Genomic DNA, 17,810 nt, shown 5'->3' with positions numbered 1-17,810 from the left:
GTCAGCCCCGCAGACCCCCGAGCACCACGCCCGTGACGGCGTCGATCATCTGGCCCGGTCCCTGCTGCCCGGGGACGCCGCGATCCGGCCGGTACCAGTCGACGATCGAGTTGATCATGCCGAGCGCCAGACGGGCGAGGTTGCGGGGGGTCACATCGGAGCGCACCGCACCCGCGGCCTGGGCTGCCTCGAGCAGGTCGCCCAGACGCCGGGTGATCTCGCGCCGGCGCTCGACGGCGGCCACCTCGACCGCCGAGTTCCCGCGCAGGCGCAGCAGCAGGGTCACCTCGGGCTGCTTCTCCGCCAGCACCCCGAGCGTGCCGCGGATGGCCGCCTCGACCTGCGCGCCGGCGTCGGCCCCGCTGGCCACCACATCGTCCAGGCACGCCTCGAGGGCGTCGAGCGCCTCCGTCACCGCGTGGTCGAGGATCGCCTCCTTGGACTCCACGTGGTGGTAGATCGCGGACTTGGAGATGCCCAGGTGGGTGGCGAGCATGCCCATGGACGTCGCCTCGTAGCCGTGCCGGTTGAAGAGCTCGACGCACTCGGCCAGCAGCGTCTGCCGGTCATAGCCGGGCCGGCCGCGGCGCGGGGTGGGGCTGCTCTGGGGCACGGGGCTCCTTCGGGGGCGGGCGGACGCCGACGACGGCGCACCGGTCCACTCTACCGGGCACGCCGACGTCGGGATCGGCCGCGGGGACGGGATCAGGCCGGGTCGCGCAGGTCGTAGATCCGCTTGAGCTTGCCGGAGGAGCGGGCCAGGGTCTCCGGCTCCACCACGTTGATCACGCACGAGGAGCCGATCTTCGTCTTGATCTCCATGCGCAGGTGCGCGGCGCAGGCCTGGGCCTCCTCGAGGGTCGCATGATCGCGGCGCTCGATGTTCACGGCCATCTGGTCCATGCGGTCCGGGCGGGTGATCTCGAGGGTGAAGTGCGGCGACAGGGCCGGCTCCTTGAGGGCCAGCTCCTCGATCTGCGACGGGAACAGGTTCACGCCGCGCAGGATGATCATGTCGTCCGAGCGGCCGGTGATGCGGCCCATGCGGCGGTGGCCCGGGTGCGTGGTGCCCGGCAGCAGGCGGGTGAGGTCGTGGGTGCGGTACCGGATGATCGGCAGCGCCTGCTTGGTGAGCGAGGTGAAGACGAGCTCGCCGGGGCGGCCGGTCTCGAGGACCTCGTCCGTGAGCGGGTCGATGATCTCGGGGCGGAAGTGGTCCTCCCAGATGTGGGAGCCGTCCTTGGTGGCCGCAGACTCGCCGGCCACGCCCGGGCCCATGACCTCGGAGAGGCCGTAGATGTCCAGGGCATCGAGGTCGAAGGTCTGCTCGATCTCGCGGCGCATCTCCTCGGTCCACGGCTCGGCGCCGAGGATCGCGACCTCGAGGGAGGACTCGCGGGGATCCAGGCCGAGCTTCTTGAAGCCGTCCGCGATGGTCAGCAGGTAGGTGGGCGTGGCGAGGATGGCGCGCGGCTGGAAGTCGGTGATCAGCTGCACCTGCTTCTCCGTCTGCCCGCCGGACATCGGGATCACGGCCGCCCCGATGCGCTCGGCGCCGTAGTGGGCGCCGAGGCCGCCGGTGAACAGGCCGTAGCCGTACGCGTTGTGCACGCGGTCACCGGGGCGGATGCCGCCGGCGCGGAAGCAGCGGGCGACGAGGGTGGCCCACGTGGCCAGGTCGTCGTCGGTGTAGCCGACCACGGTGGGCTGGCCGGTGGTGCCGGAGGAGGCGTGGATGCGGCGCAGCTCGGGGCCCGTGGCGGCGAATGCGCCGAACGGGTAGCTCTTCCGCAGGAACTCCTTGTCCGTGTACGGGAACTTGGCGAGGTCCCCGAGCTCCGTGAAGTCCGAGGGGTGGACGCCGTGCGCGTCGAAGTGCTCCCGATACGCGGGCACGTTCTCGTAGGCGTGGTGCAGGGTCCAGCGGAGGCGCTCGAACTGGAGCGCCTCGATCTGGTCCCGGCTCATCGTCTCCTCGGGGTCCGGCGCCCCGCGCTCGGCGGGGGCGGGCAGAGGTGCCGGCGTGTACGGGTTGGGGATCGAGGCATCGAGCATGGCGTCCTCCTGGGGATGCGGGGTCGGGCGGCGGTCGACGACGGCGGCGCACCGGCGGGTGCGCCCGTCGGTCAGCGTCCGGGGGCGGGGATGGTCCGGGAGCGGCCGCGGAAGGCGGCCACCGGGGTGCCGTCGTCGGTGGTGACGGTGATGTCGTAGACGGCCGAGCGGCCGGCGGCGGCGACCAGGCGGCCCTCCGCGACGAGGGTCTGCCCGGCGCGGGTGGCCGCGAGGAAGTTGACGTCCGCGCCGGAGGCCACGGTGAGGGTGGAGCCGTCCGAGGCGGGGTCGTTGCAGGTCAGCGCGAAGCACGTGTCCGCGAACGCGAAGACGGCGCCGCCGTGGGCCAGGCCGAAGCCGTTGTGCTGGTCCTCGGTGAGCGTCATCCGGATGCGCGCGTGGTCCTTCTCGGCGGCCTCGAGGGTGACGCCGAGCCACCGCGCCACGCGGTCCTCGGCGAGCATGGGGTGGTGGGCGGTCTCGGTCATGGGCGGGCCTCCCTGCGGGCACGTGCGCGCCGGCGCGGCGGCGCAGAGAATTACTGAACGATCATTAGGTAACTCTCTGGATGTGACCCACGTCAAGTCCGGTCCGGTGTGTGACGCGCACTGCCCCGCCCTGCCGCTGCCGGGGCGAGGCGCACCGGGATCCCGTGCGCGGGCCCTGCCCATCGTGTCCGCGGCTCCTGTCTAGGGTGACCGCATGGTGACCTTCGCGCCGGACCGCGCCTCCTTCATGCTCAGCCCCTCGGACATCACCGCCGCCGCGACGTGCACGTACGGGTGGCTGCGCGGGACGGTGGACCCCGCGCTCGGGCGCGCCCCGCGGATCGACGTGGCGGACGCGTTCCTGGAGCGGGTCTCCCGCCTCGGGGACGAGCACGAGTCCCGCGTGCTCGCGCGCCTCGAGGCGGAGCACGGCGCAGACCAGGTGGTCCGGCTCGCCCGCCCGGAGCGCTACACGCCCGAGGGCGTGCGGGCCGCCGGGGAGCGCACCGCGGCGGCGTTGGCCGCGCGTCCCGCCGTTGTGTTCCAGGGGATGCTGCACGACGGCGCGTTCGGCGGCCTGGCCGACTTCCTCGTGCTCCGCACGGACGAGGAGCACCCCGAGGGTGCGTACGAGGTGGTGGACACGAAGCTGGCCCGGCATGCGCGGGTGACGGCGCTGCTGCAGATCGCCGCGTACGCGGACCTGCTGGACGGCATGGGCGTGCCGCGGGCGCGGCAGGGCAGCCTGTGGCTCGGGGGCGGTTCCCGGCACGTCGCGGACCTGGACGAGGTGATCCCGGTGTACCGGCACCAGCGCTCCCGGCTGGAGGCGCTGCTGCAGGATCACGTGGCCGCCGGGGAGCCCGCCCGCTGGGGTGACGACCGCCTGAGCGTCTGCGGCGCATGCGAGGCGTGCGAGGAGGCCGTCGCCGAGCACCGGGACGTGCTGCTCACGGCGGGGGCCACGCGGTTGCAGCGCACCCGGCTGCGCGAGGCCGGCATCACGACCATCGAGCAGCTCGCGGCGTCCGTCGCACCGACGGAGGGCCTGGCCCGCCGCACGTGGGAGGCGCTGCGGGAACAGGCGGCGATCCAGCTGGAGCCGGCCGGGGCGGGCGGGTTGCCGCCGCATCGGATCGTGGACCCGCGCGCCGTGGCGGGGCTTCCCGTGCCGGATGCAGGAGACGTCTTCTTCGACTTCGAGGGGGACCCGCTGTGGGTCTCCGCGGACGGGAGCATGGAGGGCCTCGAGTACCTGTGGGGATGGGTCGAGGCGCCGGGCGGGGACACCGCGCGCACCGCCTCGGCCGACTTCCGGTTCACGGGTCTGTGGGCGAACACCCGTGCCGCGGAGCGGGCGGCGCTCGAGGAGTTCGTGGCGTTCGTGGAGGCGCGGCGCGCGGCCCACCCGGGGATGCGGATCTACCACTACGCCGCGTACGAGGTCACCGCGCTGAAGCGCCTGACCGTGCGCCACGGCGTGGGCGAGCGCGAGCTGGACGACTGGCTGCGCGCGGGGCTGTTCGTCGACCTCTACTCCACGGTCCGCGCCGCCCTGCGGGCCGGTGTGCCGAGCTACTCCATCAAGAAACTGGAGCCCCTCTACATGGGGGCGGAGCACCGGGCGGAGGACGGCGTCACGACGGCGGCGGACTCGGTGACGGAGTACCACGCATACGTCGAGGCGCGGGAAGCGAAGCGAGACGACGAGGCGGTGAAGATCCGGAAGGACATCGAGGAATACAACCGTTACGACTGCGTCTCCACCGCCCGGCTGCGCGACTGGCTGCTGGAGCAGGTGGGGCGCACCGCCGAGCACGGTGCCACGGCACCCCGGCCCGACGACGATGAGCACCTCGTCGAGCCCGCCCCCGCCTTGGAGGGCGAGGACGCGCGCCTGGAGGCGGACCTCCTGGGCCTCCTGCCCACCGCGGAGGACGCGGACGCCGTCCTGGACGACGAGCAGCGCGGCGTGGCCCTGCTCGCCGCCGGGCTGGGCTTCTACCAGCGCGAGGACAAACCCGTGTGGTGGGCCTTCTTCGACCGTGGCATCTCCCCGCCGGATGAGTGGCAGGACGCCCGCGCCAACGTCGTGGCGGACCGCGTGGACGTGGCCGAGGACTGGCACCGACCCAAGGGCGCTCGGACCTTCCAGCGGGTGCTGCGGATGACCGGCACCCTGGAGCCGGGGAGCTCGCTGCAGCCCGGAGCCGAGGCCATCACGGTGTACGAGGACGTCCCGGCGGACCGCCGCGACCTCCTCCAGCCCAACGCGGTGCGCTGGGTCGGTGCCAAGGCCGTCGTGGAGGACGTCGAGGACCGCCCGGACGGCAGCTCCGTGGTGCTGCTGCGGGAGAAGATCCCCACGCAGGACGTGGAGCAGCATTCGGAGCTGCCCATGGCGGCGTTCGCCCACACGGTGGTGAACACGGACAAGCTCAAGGAGCGCCTGCGCGAGCGCGCCCGGACCGCGGTGCAGGCCGGCGGTCTGCCGGGATCGGGAGGCGACGCCGCCGCCCCGTCCACGGCCGCCTTCGACATCCTGGCGCGCCGCCCCCCGGCGACCGCCGGCCGCCCCCTGGCGGCCATCTCCACCGAGCTGCGCGAGGGAGACTCCGCGCCCGCTCCCGCCCGCCAGGGCTGGGAGGCGCTCGTGGAGGCGCTCGAGTCCGCGCGGGGCTCCTACGTCGCCGTCCAGGGCCCTCCCGGGACGGGCAAGACCCACGTGGGGAGCCACGCCGTGAAGGCACTGCTCGAACGCGGGTGGAGCGTGGGCGTCACGGCCCAGTCCCACGCCGTGGTGGAGAACTTCCTGGGCAAGCTCGTGTCCATCGGGGTGCCGAAGAAACAGGTGCTCAAGGCGGAGAAGCGCGGCAAGGACGCGCCCGAGCGCCCCTGGGCCACGGTGTCGGACGCCAAGCCGTACATCGGCCTCCCCGGCCACGTCGTCGGCGGCACCGCCTGGACCTTCGCGCACGAGGACGTGCAGGAGTTCGACCTCCTGGTGATCGACGAGGCCGGGCAGTTCTCCCTGGCGCACACCCTCGCCGCGGCGGCCATGGCCCGCACTGTGCTCCTGCTCGGCGACCCCCAGCAGCTGCCGCAGGTCACCAAGGGGACCCACCCCCAGCCGATTGGCGAGGCCGCGCTGAGCTGGCTGGCCGCCGACGAGCCGGTGCTGCGCGCAGACCGCGGCTTCTTCCTGGACACCTCCTGGCGTATGCACTCCGCGCTGACGGAGGCCGTCTCCACGCTCTCCTACGCCGGCGAGCTCGGCGCGCGGGAGGAGGTCACGGACGCCCGCCACCTCGACGGCGTCGAGCCGGGGCTGCACCCCGTGCCGGTGCCGCACGCGGGCAACGCGGTGTCCTCGCCGGAGGAGGCGGAGGCCGTCGTCGCGATCATCCGGGACCTGCTGGGACGCACGTGGCGCGAGCGCCCCGACGCCCCCGGGCGCCCGCTCGAGGCGTCGGACGTCATCGTGGTGGCGCCCTACAACGCGCAGGTGGCGACCGTCGAGGAGTCGCTGGAGGCCGCGGGCCTGGAGGGGACCACCGTCGGCACGGTGGACCGCTTCCAGGGGCGCGAGGCCGCCGTCGCGATCCTGACGATGGCGGCGTCCTCACCGCAGGAGGTGCCGCGCGGGCTGGACTTCCTGCTGAACCGGAACCGGCTCAACGTGTCGATCTCGCGCGGGCAGTGGGCCGCCTACCTCGTCCACTCCCCCGCCCTCGCGGACGCGCTGCCCACCCGCCCCGAGGACCTGCCGATGATCGGTGCGTTCCTGCGGCTCGTGCACCGCTGAGTCAGCCGGCGGCGCCCTGGCGCAGCAGGAACCGCTGCAGCTTGCCGGAGGGGGTCTTGGGCAGCCGATCCACGAAGTGCACCCGGCGCGGGTAGGCGTGCTTGGAGTACTCGTCGCGGACCTTCGCCTGCAGCTCGGCCGCCAGGGTGTCCGGGTCCGCGACGGCTCCGGCGGGCACCACGAACGCCACGACCTCCTCGCCCCGCACCCCCTCCGGGTCCGGCAGGCCGACGACGGCGACCTCCTGCACCCGCGGGTGGTCGATGAGCACGGACTCCACGTCGAACGGGCCGATCCGGTACCCGGCGGCGAGGATCACGTCGTCGTCCCGCGAGGAGAAGAAGAACCAGCCGTCGTCGTCCTGCCGGGCGGTGTCCCCGGTCAGGTACCAGCGGCCGTCCGGGGTGAAGCGCTCCGCGGTCTTCTCCGGCTCCCCGAGGTAGCCGGGGAACCAGAACAGGGGCGAGGCCGCGTCGATCGCGATCTGCCCGTCCCGGATCTCCGCGGCGATCCCCGGCAGGGGCACACCCATCGAACCCGGGCGGGGCGGCGCGGCCAGCTCGGGGTGCGCGGGGGTGCAGATGACCATGCCCAGCTCGGTCTGGCCGTAGTGGTCGCGGATCTCCGTGCCGAGGGCCGACCGGCCCCATTCGAGCACGGACGGCGGCAGCGGCTCCCCCGCCGTGGACACGCGCCGCAGCCGCAGCGGGGCGTCCTCGGTGACCTCCCCGGCCTTGGCCAGCGCGCGGAACATCGTGGGGGCGCCGGCGAGGTTCGTGACGCCCTGCGAGCGGATCACCTCGACCATGGTCGCCGGGGAGAAGGCGCCGCGATACTGCACCGAGGTCGCCCCGAGCACCAGCGTGCCGACGATCCCGTAGTACAGCCCGTACGCCCAGCCGTGGTCGGCCGCGTTCCAGAACAGGTCCTCGGGGCGCAGGTCCACCGCGCACGTGAGGTAGACGGCGAACGCGGCGGCCGCGCGCAGCGGCACGGGCACCCCCTTGGGGCGGCCGGTGGTGCCGGAGGTGAACAGCAGGGCGATCGGCCCGTCCCCGCCGACGGCGACGTCCTCGGCCAGCGGGGCGGAGTCCGCGAGTGCGTCCCACTCGGGCCCGGTGCGGATGATCTCGATGCCCGGGATGTCCGTGAGCTTCTCGGCCTGACGGGGTTCGGCGACGACGAGCCGCGCCGCCGCGCCCTCGATGCGCATCCGTGCGGCGCCCGCGGCGAACGCGGTGAACAGCGGCACGTGCACGGCACCGAGCCGCCACAGGGCCAGCAGGGTGATGACGAGCTCCTCCCGTTTGGACATCATCACGGGAACGCGGTCGCCGCGCGTGACGCCGCGGGCGGCGAGGCCGGTGGCGAGGCGGCGGGAGCGGTCGGCCAGCTCGCCGAAGGTGAGGTCGACGGCGGACATGTCCTCCGCCACGAACCGGAACGCCACGGCGTCGGCCGGCCATCGGTCGCAGAGCAGGTGGGCGGCGCAGGCGTCCGGGGTCTCGACGTCGGCGACCCACCCGGCCATCAGCCGGTCGATCGTCCCGGCCTCGCTGGCCTGCCCGGTCCGTTCCGTCATCTCGGTCTCCTCATCCCTCTCGGCACGCCGACGCCGGGCGACGGCGACGTCAGCCACGGTAGGTCCGCCGCGCCCCGGGCCACCGGGCGCGTCCGCATGTTGCACTCGCCACCCCGTCGCGGCTGAGGGCAGGATGGCGCCATGACCGAGCTCGATCCCGCCACCCCTCGCCCCTCCGGGACGCGCGCGGACGCCCCGCCCCGGACCGACGTCGCGCTGCGCCCGGTGGCCGCCGACGACGCCGACTTCCTGTGGACCTGGATCCACGGCGCCGAGGACCCCGAGTGGAAGCGGTGGGACGCCCCGTACTTCCACGCCGCGGACACGGCCGCCCCGCCGAGCCGCGCGGACTTCGACGCCGACCACGCGCGCCGGCGCGTCGGCGACCCTGACGTCCGGGTCGTCACGGTGGACGGCGCCCCCGTCGGTCTCGTGACCCGCACGGAGCAGCATCCGGCGGGCTCGGGCTGGTGGGAGCTCGGCATCCTACTGTTCGACCCGACCACGTGGGGCCGCGGCGTCGGGCGGGCGGCGCTCACGCTGTGGTCGGACGCGTCGTTCGCGGAGACGGACGCGCACCTGCTGAGCCTGGTCACGTGGTCCGGCAACGCGCGGATGATCGCGTCGGCGGTCCGCGTCGGGTACACCGAGGTCGCCCGCATCCCCGAGGCCCGCCCCTGGGAGGGCCGGCGATGGGACTCGGTGCAGCTCGCGGTGCTGCGGCGAGACTGGTGGCCGGCGTCGACGGACGGCTGAGGACGGACCCGGTCGTCGCCTTCGTCGGGCGTCCGCGGCGCCTGCCAGAATGGGGGCCATGACCTCGCAGCCCGCGCCCGCGTCCACCGCCCACCGCCGTTCCCTCGCCGAGGCCGGCATCGCCCTCGGCCCCCTGGACGGTCGCTACCGTGCGGCGGTGGAGCCGCTCGTGGAGCACCTGTCCGAGGCGGCGCTGAACCGCAACCGCATCCACGTGGAGGTCGAGTGGTTCATCCACCTGGCCGAGCACCGCGTGCTGCCGGGTCTGGAGCCGCTCACGGCCGAGCAGCAGGCGGGCCTGCGGGCGATCGTCACGGACTTCGACGCGGAGTCCGTGTCCGAGTTGGCGGCCACGGAGAAGGTCACGGTGCACGACGTGAAGGCCGTCGAGTACTTCATCGCCGACCGCCTCGAGGGGCTGGGCCTGGGCCGGCTGAAGCCGCTCGTGCACTTCGCGTGCACCTCCGAGGACATCAACAACCTCGCCTACGCGGTGGGTGTGCGCGACGCCGTCGAGCAGGTCTGGCTGCCGGCCGCCCGCGCCGCCGTGGCCACCGTCGCCGCGATGGCCGCCGAGGCCGCCGAGACCCCCATGCTCTCCCGCACGCACGGGCAGCCGGCCACGCCCACCACGCTGGGCAAGGAGATGGCCGTGTTCGTGCACCGTCTGAGCCGTCAGACCCGGCGCATCGCCGGCCAGGAGTACCTGGGCAAGATCAACGGCGCCACCGGCACCTACGCCGCCCACCTCGCCGCCGCCCCGGACGCGGACTGGCCGGCCCTCTCCCGGTCCTTCGTGGAGCACCTCGGCCTCACCTGGAACCCGCTGACCACCCAGATCGAGTCCCACGACTGGCAGGCGGAGCTGTACGCCGACGTCGCGCGCTTCAACCGGATCCTCCACGGCTTCTGCGTGGACGTGTGGAGCTACATCTCCATCGGCTACTTCACGCAGATCCCCGTGGCCGGCGCCACCGGCTCCTCCACGATGCCGCACAAGGTGAACCCGATCCGCTTCGAGAACGCCGAGGCCAACCTCGAGCTCTCCTGCGCCCTGCTCGACTCGCTGGGCGCCACCCTCGTGGAGTCCCGTTGGCAGCGTGACCTCACGGACTCGACGTCGCAGCGCAACATCGGCGTGGCCCTGGGCCACTCGGTGCTCGCCCTGACCAACGTCACCAAGGGCATGGGCCAGCTCCAGGTGGCCGAGCCCGCGCTGGCCGAGGACCTCGACACGAACTGGGAGGTGCTCGGCGAGGCCGTCCAGACCGTGATGCGCGCCGAGGCGATCGCCGGCGTCGAGGGCATGGACAACCCCTACGAGCGCCTCAAGGAGCTGACCCGCGGCCACCGCGTGGACGGGGCGCGCATGCGCGAGTTCGTGCAGGGCCTCGGCCTGTCGGAGGCGGCCCAGGCGCGCCTGCTGGAGCTGACCCCGGCCGGGTACACCGGCGTGGCGGCGAAGCTGGCCAAGGAGTTCGGACCGGCGCAGGGCTGACCCGGGCCGCCTGACGGGGGACGATGGGCGGGTGCTGCTTCCGCCTCTCCCCGTGTGGCTGCTGTCCGCCACCCCCAAGGACCCCGCCGAACTCGAACGGGACGTGCCCGAGCCGATCGACGCGCACGGCGAGCTCGCCGACGCGATCACCGCGGCGATCACCGCCGTGGACCTCGTGGGCGTGTTCTTCTTCGCGATCTCGGGCGCGGTGCTCGCCGTGCGCAAGGGCTACGACATCGTCGGCTCCCTGCTGCTGGCCCTCATGGTGGGCACGGGCGGCGGCGTCGTCCGTGACCTCGTGGTCGGCCGAGACGTGCCCGCGGCCTTCGACAACCCCTGGTACCTGATCCTGCCGGCGGTCGCGTCCCTGGCGGTGTTCCTCCGGATCTTCGACGGCGAGCGCGGCCACCACGCCGTCATGGCCTTCGACGCCATCGGCCTGGCCGTGTACTGCGTGGTGGGCACACGCATCGCCCTGCTCGCCGGCCTGAGCCCGGTCGCCGCCGCGGTGCTGGGCCTGGTGACCGCCGTCGGCGGCGGCATCCTGCGCGACGTCGTCGCCGGGGAACCGCCCGCCGTGTTCGGCGGGCGCGGCTGGTACGCGCTGCCGGCCATCCTCGGCGCGGGCACGACGGCGGCCCTCGGCCAGGCGGAGGTCCTGAACCCGCTGACCTCGGCGGCGGTGATGGTGCTCGTGCTCGTGCTGCGCGTGGTGTCGCTGCGCAGGGAGTGGCTCGCCCCGGGGGCCGAGATCTCGGGGGAGACCCAGCGCCAGCGCCTGGATCCGCACGACGAGCCGCCCGTGCCGGACATCCGCGACCGCAAGGGCCGGGACGGGCCGCCCGCCGACCCCGGCGAGGACGGCCCCCCGGCGAACGAGGAGACGCCCGGCGCCGACGAGGACGGCCCGCCCCCGGGGACACCCGGGTGAACAAACGAGCCACCGCGCGGGCCGCACGGGACAATGGCCGGTGACCCCCCCGGACCCGACGGAAGGAGCCGCCGTGGACGTGCAGCAGTTCTTCGCCACCCTCACCGACGTCCCGTGGCTGCTCACGACCCTGGACCTGATCGGGATCTTCTTCTTCGCCACCTCGGGGGCGCTGCTGGCGGCGCGCAAGCAGTTCGACCTGGTGGGCTCGATGGCGCTGTCCCTCCTGGCGGGCCTGGGCGGCGGTTTCACGCGGGACATCCTGCTGGACCGCGGTCTGCCCGCGTCCCTGGAGAACCCGGTCTACCTGGCCCCGCCCGTGCTGGTGTCCCTGCTCGTGTACGTCAAGCTGATCCACCCGAATCGGCTGAACCTGACCATCACCCTGTTCGACGCCGCCGGGCTCGCCCTGTTCACGGTGTCCGGCGTGCTGCTGGCGCACTCGATGGGCGTGCACCCGGTGTCCACGGTGGTGATCGCGATGGTCACGGCGCTCGGCGGCGGCGTGCTGCGGGACATCGTCGCCAACGAGGTGCCCTCCATCTTCGACCCCCGCGGCGTCTACGTGCTCCCCACGTTCCTGGGCGCGGTGCTGGCGACCGTGGTGGCGATGAACGGCGCGCTCAACGGGTTCACCGGCTTCCTCATCGCGTTCCTGATCTTCGCGGTGCGGATGATCGCCTACCGCTACCAGTGGCGGTTCTTCGGCGCGGAGATCTCCCAGGACAAGGAGTCCCTCGAACGTCTGCGGCGCCTGGCCACGCAGGCGCAGGAGGCGGCCGCGCGCCGGGTGGAGCGCACCCTCGAGCGCCGGCTGCGCTCCCCCGGCGCCCCCGCCTTCCCCGACGACGACACGCACGGGTCCTACGGACCGCGGCAGGAGTACGAGGACCAGGTGCGCGTGGACGACTACGACCCGCAGACCCAGACAATCACCGTCGTCGACCCCGCCTCACACCAGCAGGTGCGCCTGGACCGCGGCACCGGCGTCATGGACGTCACCGACCTGCGCACCGGGCGCACGCGCAGCTTCGACGACCCCGAGCACGATTGGATCGCGGACGACCCGGAGGACCCGAGGGGCTGAGGGATGCGGTGGGCCCGACGCCGGGCCGCGCACGCGCACCCCGCGGACAGGTCTATGCTGAGAGTCCATGACCGGCACGCATGAGACCGCCCGCCCCGCCAGCACCACTACGGAGGCCGCGGCCTCCGGCCCCCTCCACCGCGTCGGATTCGACCGCGCGAAGTACATCGAGCTCCAGTCCCAGCACATCCAGGAACGCCGCCGCCAGATCGGCGGGAAGCTGTACCTGGAGATGGGCGGCAAGCTCTTCGACGACCTGCACGCCTCCCGCGTCCTGCCCGGCTTCACCCCGGACAACAAGATCGCGATGCTGGACCGCATCAAGGACGAGACCGAGATCCTGGTGTGCTTCAACGCCAAGGACCTCGAGCGGAACAAGGTCCGCGCGGACCTGGGCATCACGTACGAGGACGACGTCCTGCGCCTCGTGGACGTGTTCCGGGAGCGCGGGTTCCTGGTGGAGCACGTGGTGGTCACGCAGCTGGAGGACGCCAACCACCGCGCGCTGGCGTTCCTCGAGAAGCTCGAGCGGCTCGGCCTGAAGGTGGCCCGCCACCGCGTGATCCCCGGCTACCCCCACGCCATGTCCACGATCGTCTCGGAGCAGGGCTTCGGCGCCAACGAGTGGTCCGAGACCACGCGGGACCTCGTCGTCGTGACGGCCCCCGGCCCGGGCTCCGGCAAGCTGGCGACGTGCCTGAGCCAGGTGTACAACGACCGGCAGCGGGGCATCCCGGCCGGCTACGCGAAGTTCGAGACGTTCCCCATCTGGAACCTGCCGCTCGAGCACCCGGTGAACGCCGCCTACGAGGCCGCCACCGTGGACCTGGACGACATCAACCTGATCGACCCGTTCCACCTGGCCGAGTACGGCGAGCGGGTGACCAGCTACAACCGCGACGTCGAGGTGTTCCCGCTGCTGTCCGCGCTGCTGGAGAAGGTCACGGGCACCACCCCGTACAAGTCCCCCACGGACATGGGCGTGAACATGGCCGGCGCGGCGATCGTGGACGACGAGGTGTGCCAGGAGGCCGCGAAGCAGGAGATCATCCGGCGCTACTACAAGGCTCAGGTCAACGAGGCCCTGGAGGGCGCGGACGACACCGAATCCGAGCGCGTGGCCCTGGTGATGTCCAAGCTCGGTCTGAGCTCGGAGGACCGCCCGGTGGTGGGTGCCGCGCAGCTGGTGGCCGAGCGCACCGGCGAGCCCGGCGCGGCCATGCAGCTGGCGGACGGCACCCTGGTGACCGGCAAGACCTCGGAGCTGCTGGGCTGCTCCGCCGCGGTGCTGCTCAACGCCCTCAAGGTGCTGGCCGGCATCGAGGACGATGTGCACCTGCTCTCCCCCGCCTCGATCGAGCCGATCCAGACGCTCAAGACCGTGCACCTGGGCTCCAAGAACCCGCGGCTGCACACGGACGAGGTGCTGATCGCGCTGTCCGTGTCCGCGGCGACCGACGAGAACGCGAGGGCGGCCGTCGAGCAGCTGGCCAGCCTCGAGGGCTGCGACGTGCACACCACGACGATCCTCGGCTCCGTGGACGAGGGCATCTTCCGGTCCCTGGGGATGCTCGTGACGAGCGAGCCGAAGTTCCAGAAGAAGGGGCTGTACCGGAAGCGGTGAGGCGAGGCGGTTCTTGCGACGAGCCTTGCGATATGGCCCCTTCCGGGGCGTTATAGGGGCCATATCGCAGGGCTCATCGTCCCGTGAAGGCAGACCACGACGCCGGCGCGCGCCGCCGCCTCACTCCCCCGGCAGTCCCGGCGGCAGCACCGCGCCGCGACGGGTGGCCTGGCGACGCATGAGGCGGGACAGGTCCCCGACGAAGCGGGGCCAGCCACCGCGTGTGAAGACCTCGCCCGCGACCCAGGTGACGGCCCAGTCGTCGGCTTCGAGACCGCGCCTGCGCGCCCGATCCCGCTGCCACTGAGCCCGATCCGTACGGTGCTGGTCGCCGTCGAACTCGAGGCACAGCCGCAGTTCTTCCCAGGCCAGGTCCACGCGGACCGTCTCCCCGGAGCTCAAGCGGATCGGGGGATTCACTTGAGGCTCGGGGAATCCCGCCTCGTGGAGCCGATGCCGCAGCCGCGACTCCGGCGGAGAGTCCGCGCCCGTGCGCAACAGGTCCAGCACGGTGCGGGCCCGCACGATGCCGCGGACGTTCTTCCGGGCGTGCGCGAGACGCCGCATCTCGTCCACCGTGGTGGCCCGGGCAGGCAGGCGACCGAGACGGCGTGCCTCCGCCCCGTGCGGTGACGGCAGCAGGCTGTCCCCAGCGACCACGAGGTCCTCGACAGAGAGGTGATGGGCGAGGTCCACCCAGGTCCAGGCGGGGGCGGTCAGACGCAGACCCCGGTACTCGATCACGGGTGCGTCCGGCTGGAGCTGGTGGGTGAGCAGGCCCGGCCGACTCGTCCGTCCTCCGCGGCCGCGCTCCTTCGCGAGATGGACTCGCGGATCCTCGAGCAGCCGGCCCGGGATCCACATCCCCCAGATCCGCGCGGCCGTGGCGTGGGAGAACACCCCCGAGGGGTTCAGCGACTGAACGGCGCGCAGATAGTCCGTCCACGTGGCCTCCACATCCCGGCTCATGCGCAGGCCGTGGCCGATCGCGACCAGGTCCGGTGCGCGGAGCCGGGCGCGGCTCAGACCGGCCTCTCGTCCCTCCGGGACGGTCAAAATCGTAGGAAGCGACGTGGCGAGAGGAGCGAGGGGTCGCGGCATGCGACCAGGCTGGTGCTCCGCGCTCTCACTGGGAGCGCGCGGAGTCCGACCTGTGGACCACGGCCCGGCCGCACGCACCTGTGCAGGAGACCGTCCAGCACCGCCCCACCCACCCCCCTCGGTGACGAGCCCTGCGATATGGCCCCTACTCGCGGGTTTTAGGGGCCATATCGCAGGGCTCGTCACTCAGCAGGGGGTCTTCGCGGAGCCGGTCTGAGTCAGCCCACCCGCGTCACGCCAATGGTGTGGTCGGTGGTGAACTCCTCCAGGGCCCACTCGCCGTTGAACCGCCCCAGACCGGAGTTCCGCGCGCCGCCGAAGGCCACGTGCGCCTCGTCCTGCACGGTCATCTCGTTGATGAAGCTCATGCCCGCCGCCAGTCCGTCCGCGAAGCGCAGCCCGCGGTCCAGATCCTGCGTGAAGACGGCCGAGGAGAGGCCGTACTCGTGGTCGTTGGCCAGCTCGAGCGCATGGGCCTCGTCATGGGCCTTGAGCACCACCGTCATGGGGCCGAAGATCTCCTCACGCGCGATGTCCATGTCGGCCGTGGCGTCCACCCAGACGAAAGGCGGCACCACTCGACCCTGGATCTCGCCGCCCACGAGCGCCCGGGCACCGTCCGCCTCCGCCGACGCGATCTTCTTCCTGAGGCTCTCGACCTGGGAGTCATTGATGATCGGTCCCACCAGGACGCCCTCCTCAGCAGGGTCGCCGACCTTGAGCGCCTTCACCGCGCCCTCGTACTTGGGGAGGAACTCGTCGTAGACCTTCTCGTCCACGATCACGCGCTGCACGGACATGCAGATCTGGCCGGAGTGGAGGTAGCCGCCCTGCACGGCCTGGTCGACGGCTGCGTCGAGGTCGGCGTCGTCGAGCACCACGAGCGGCGCGTTCCCGCCGAGCTCGAGCGCCACCTTCTTGATGGTGTCCCCGGTGACGGCGTTCGCGGCCACCTGTTTGCCCACGGCGGTGGAGCCGGTGAAGGAGATCAGGCGCGGCACGGGGTGGGTGACGAAGGCGTCACCGATCTCGGAGCCGGAGCCCACCACGACGGACAGCACGCCGGCGGGCAGTCCGGCCTCCTCGAAGACGCGGGCGATCAGGGTGCCGCCCGTGACCGCGGTGTCCGACGCGGGCTTGAGGACCACCGCGTTGCCCAGCGCGAGCGCGGGAGCCACGGAGCGCTGGGACAGATGCAGCGGGAAGTTCCACGGTGAGATGACCCCGACGACGCCGACCGGCTTGCGGTACACGCGCGTCTCGCGGTTCGGCGTGTTGGAATCGAAGATCTTCCCGTGCACGCGGGTGGGGAAGCTCGCAGCCTCCTGGGTGATGGCAATCGCGAGGTTGACCTCGGTGTCCGCCTTGATGCGGGTGGAGCCGGCCTCCTTCACGAGCCAGTCGATGACCTCGTCGCGGCGCTCTTCGAGGATCTCGGCCGCACGACGAAGGACGGCGGCGCGGTCCTTCGGCGGCGCGGCAGCCCACTCCTCCTGGGCCGCGGCGGCGGCGCGGTAGGCCTCGTCGAGGTCCTCCGCGGTGGCGAGGACGAACTCGGCGACGACGTCGTCGGTGTAGGGGTTGATGTCCGACGCGCGGTCACCGGAGGCGCCGTCACGCCACTGGCCGGCGATGAACTGCTGGTCCACACGGTTGTCGTGGAACGTGGCGGGGGTGGAGGTCGTGGGGGTCATGAGGTGCTCCTCTCTCAACGGGGAGTTCGGGAATGGAACACCCAGTTCACCCGCATGGGTGGGGGGCTTGGCGAGACCTTGGGGCCACTGACGAGAGAGGGGACAAGCTCGAGCCCCCGGGTGCGGTTACCGAAACGGGTTCTCCCCGGCGCATCATCGTCGCCGCCATGGTTGCTCCCCGTCCCCGGCACGTCACAGCCCGCGGATCATCCTCACGGCCGAGCCGCGTCAGGCGACGTCGGCGACGGTGGCCTCCCGGAAGCGCTCGTATGCCCACGCGAGATTCTCACGAGACGGGCGGTCCGCCCGCCGCGTGGGCAGCTTCATGAGTTTTCGCCCGTGGAGGTCCTGAAGTCCGTGCCGCAGCATCGGCCCATCTACCTCGTCCAAGAGATCTTGTCGGATCTCCACGGTGAAGTCAGGTGTGATGCCCAAGAAGTGATTGTCGAAAGCACCGTGGTGAATCCTGCACATGGCAAGGCCATTGACCACGGTCGGCAGACCATGCACCTCACGATCCGGCACAATGTGAGCAGCATCCAGCAATTCCGGATGCGCAAAATTGCAGACCGCACAGTGGTTGTCGTAGGCGGCCAACACGGTGGACCGGAAATGCGGCTGGTGAACGCGGATCTTGACCTCCCGCCTCAGGTACCGCTTGAGAGACGCCTCCAGAACAGACTCATGCATGAGTTCCGGCGAATAGTCCTCCGGCTCCATCGGCGCGAAGACGATTTGGTGTCGCTCATCCTCGCGTCCTACAACATAGACCGGAGCCACCACTTGAAACCGTGCCGGACTCATGCCCACGCCGACGAACCAGATCAGCGGGAGGCCGCGCTCGTGTGCCCGGAAGAGCCCCCGGTTGACCGGGAGACGGGGATTCGTGCCCTGCCACTTGTAGCGCATGAGGCCGTCGTCGCCGATTTCATCCTCGTAGGGACGGGCATGACCCTTTGGGCGATACACCGTGTAAAAGGAAAGCGCGGCATCAAACCCTGCCGGCTTGCGGATTCCGTTCTGCGTGGAGATCAGCGGGAACGGCTCCCCGTTCCACCGGAAGTCACCGATATCCTCCCGGGTGAGCGGTACCTGGCCATCGAGCGAACGCATCTTCAGCCACTCGATGGCAGCTTCACGCAGCCCTATCGGTTCACTCATGGGGGTCCTTGCTCGGGAGCGCCTCAGA

13 protein-coding genes are annotated in these 17,810 nt (G+C 72.0%); 6 read left to right on the top strand and 7 right to left on the bottom strand.

From position 1 onward, the window contains the following. Position 1 precedes the first annotated feature (1 nt). The 3 genes from ACUXPL_RS00220 to ACUXPL_RS00210 form a co-directional block, all read right to left on the bottom strand. Positions 2-613 (bottom strand): TetR/AcrR family transcriptional regulator, encoded by a 612-nt coding sequence (locus ACUXPL_RS00220; protein ID WP_248103068.1) that lies wholly within the window; start codon positions 611-613, stop codon positions 2-4. A 92-nt stretch (positions 614-705) separates the two neighbouring features. After that, positions 706-2,055 carry a phenylacetate--CoA ligase family protein gene (locus ACUXPL_RS00215; protein ID WP_454181082.1) on the bottom strand — a complete coding sequence of 450 codons (1,350 nt, stop codon included), beginning with the start codon at positions 2,053-2,055 and terminating at the stop codon, positions 706-708. Between the two features lie 71 nt (positions 2,056-2,126). Beyond that, entirely contained in the window at positions 2,127-2,543 is a 417-nt protein-coding gene (locus ACUXPL_RS00210) for a PaaI family thioesterase (RefSeq protein ID WP_454181080.1), read from the bottom strand. Between the two features lie 214 nt (positions 2,544-2,757). On the opposite strand from ACUXPL_RS00210, the gene ACUXPL_RS00205 reads away from it, so the two are divergent. Continuing rightward, positions 2,758-6,348 carry a TM0106 family RecB-like putative nuclease gene (locus ACUXPL_RS00205; protein ID WP_454181078.1) on the top strand — a complete coding sequence of 1,197 codons (3,591 nt, stop codon included), beginning with the start codon at positions 2,758-2,760 and terminating at the stop codon, positions 6,346-6,348. Position 6,349: 1 nt separating this feature from the next. Here ACUXPL_RS00205 and ACUXPL_RS00200 read toward each other — a convergent pair whose 3' ends face one another. Beyond that, positions 6,350-7,930, bottom strand: coding sequence for an AMP-binding protein (locus tag ACUXPL_RS00200; protein ID WP_454181076.1), 1,581 nt, complete (start codon positions 7,928-7,930; stop codon positions 6,350-6,352). Positions 7,931-8,071: 141 nt separating this feature from the next. On the opposite strand from ACUXPL_RS00200, the gene ACUXPL_RS00195 reads away from it, so the two are divergent. The 5 genes from ACUXPL_RS00195 (at position 8,072) to ACUXPL_RS00175 (ending at position 13,826) form a co-directional block, all read left to right on the top strand. Further along, positions 8,072-8,686 carry a GNAT family N-acetyltransferase gene (locus ACUXPL_RS00195; RefSeq protein WP_454181074.1) on the top strand — a complete coding sequence of 205 codons (615 nt, stop codon included), beginning with the start codon at positions 8,072-8,074 and terminating at the stop codon, positions 8,684-8,686. Between the two features lie 58 nt (positions 8,687-8,744). Then, complete coding sequence (purB, locus tag ACUXPL_RS00190) at positions 8,745-10,184, top strand: adenylosuccinate lyase (RefSeq protein ID WP_454181072.1); 1,440 nt, start codon at positions 8,745-8,747, stop codon at positions 10,182-10,184. Between the two features lie 31 nt (positions 10,185-10,215). Continuing rightward, on the top strand, positions 10,216-11,115 hold the full coding sequence (locus ACUXPL_RS00185; protein ID WP_454181070.1) for a trimeric intracellular cation channel family protein: 900 nt from the start codon (positions 10,216-10,218) through the stop codon (positions 11,113-11,115). 73 nt (positions 11,116-11,188) lie between these two features. Then, on the top strand, positions 11,189-12,202 hold the full coding sequence (locus ACUXPL_RS00180; protein WP_454181068.1) for a trimeric intracellular cation channel family protein: 1,014 nt from the start codon (positions 11,189-11,191) through the stop codon (positions 12,200-12,202). A 67-nt stretch (positions 12,203-12,269) separates the two neighbouring features. Next, complete coding sequence (locus ACUXPL_RS00175) at positions 12,270-13,826, top strand: DUF1846 domain-containing protein (RefSeq protein WP_454181066.1); 1,557 nt, start codon at positions 12,270-12,272, stop codon at positions 13,824-13,826. A gap of 120 nt (positions 13,827-13,946) precedes the next feature. Here the strand turns inward: ACUXPL_RS00175 and ACUXPL_RS00170 are convergent, their stop codons facing one another. From ACUXPL_RS00170 to ACUXPL_RS00160, 3 genes are all read right to left on the bottom strand, one after another. Next, positions 13,947-14,882: a hypothetical protein gene (locus tag ACUXPL_RS00170; protein WP_185194518.1), complete on the bottom strand. Its 936-nt coding sequence runs from the start codon at positions 14,880-14,882 to the stop codon at positions 13,947-13,949. A gap of 263 nt (positions 14,883-15,145) precedes the next feature. Then, positions 15,146-16,621 (bottom strand): aldehyde dehydrogenase family protein, encoded by a 1,476-nt coding sequence (locus ACUXPL_RS00165; protein ID WP_454181063.1) that lies wholly within the window; start codon positions 16,619-16,621, stop codon positions 15,146-15,148. A gap of 228 nt (positions 16,622-16,849) precedes the next feature. After that, entirely contained in the window at positions 16,850-17,782 is a 933-nt protein-coding gene (locus ACUXPL_RS00160) for an HNH endonuclease (protein WP_454181061.1), read from the bottom strand. Positions 17,783-17,810 lie beyond the last annotated feature (28 nt).

The sequence above is a fragment of the Micrococcus sp. 140720015-1 genome (assembly GCF_053627595.1).
The sequence above is the reverse complement of the archived record's forward strand: the minus strand, read 5'-3'. Positions and strand labels throughout refer to the sequence as shown.

Coding starts and splice junctions, on each gene's coding strand:
- ACUXPL_RS00215 (WP_454181082.1), bottom strand. CDS start 2,055: ATGCTCGATGCCTCGATCCCCAACCCGTACACGCCGGCACCTCTGCCC.
- ACUXPL_RS00210 (WP_454181080.1), bottom strand. CDS start 2,543: ATGACCGAGACCGCCCACCACCCCATGCTCGCCGAGGACCGCGTGGCG.
- ACUXPL_RS00205 (WP_454181078.1), top strand. CDS start 2,758: ATGGTGACCTTCGCGCCGGACCGCGCCTCCTTCATGCTCAGCCCCTCG.
- ACUXPL_RS00200 (WP_454181076.1), bottom strand. CDS start 7,930: ATGACGGAACGGACCGGGCAGGCCAGCGAGGCCGGGACGATCGACCGG.
- ACUXPL_RS00195 (WP_454181074.1), top strand. CDS start 8,072: ATGACCGAGCTCGATCCCGCCACCCCTCGCCCCTCCGGGACGCGCGCG.
- purB (WP_454181072.1), top strand. CDS start 8,745: ATGACCTCGCAGCCCGCGCCCGCGTCCACCGCCCACCGCCGTTCCCTC.
- ACUXPL_RS00175 (WP_454181066.1), top strand. CDS start 12,270: ATGACCGGCACGCATGAGACCGCCCGCCCCGCCAGCACCACTACGGAG.
- ACUXPL_RS00165 (WP_454181063.1), bottom strand. CDS start 16,621: ATGACCCCCACGACCTCCACCCCCGCCACGTTCCACGACAACCGTGTG.
- ACUXPL_RS00160 (WP_454181061.1), bottom strand. CDS start 17,782: ATGAGTGAACCGATAGGGCTGCGTGAAGCTGCCATCGAGTGGCTGAAG.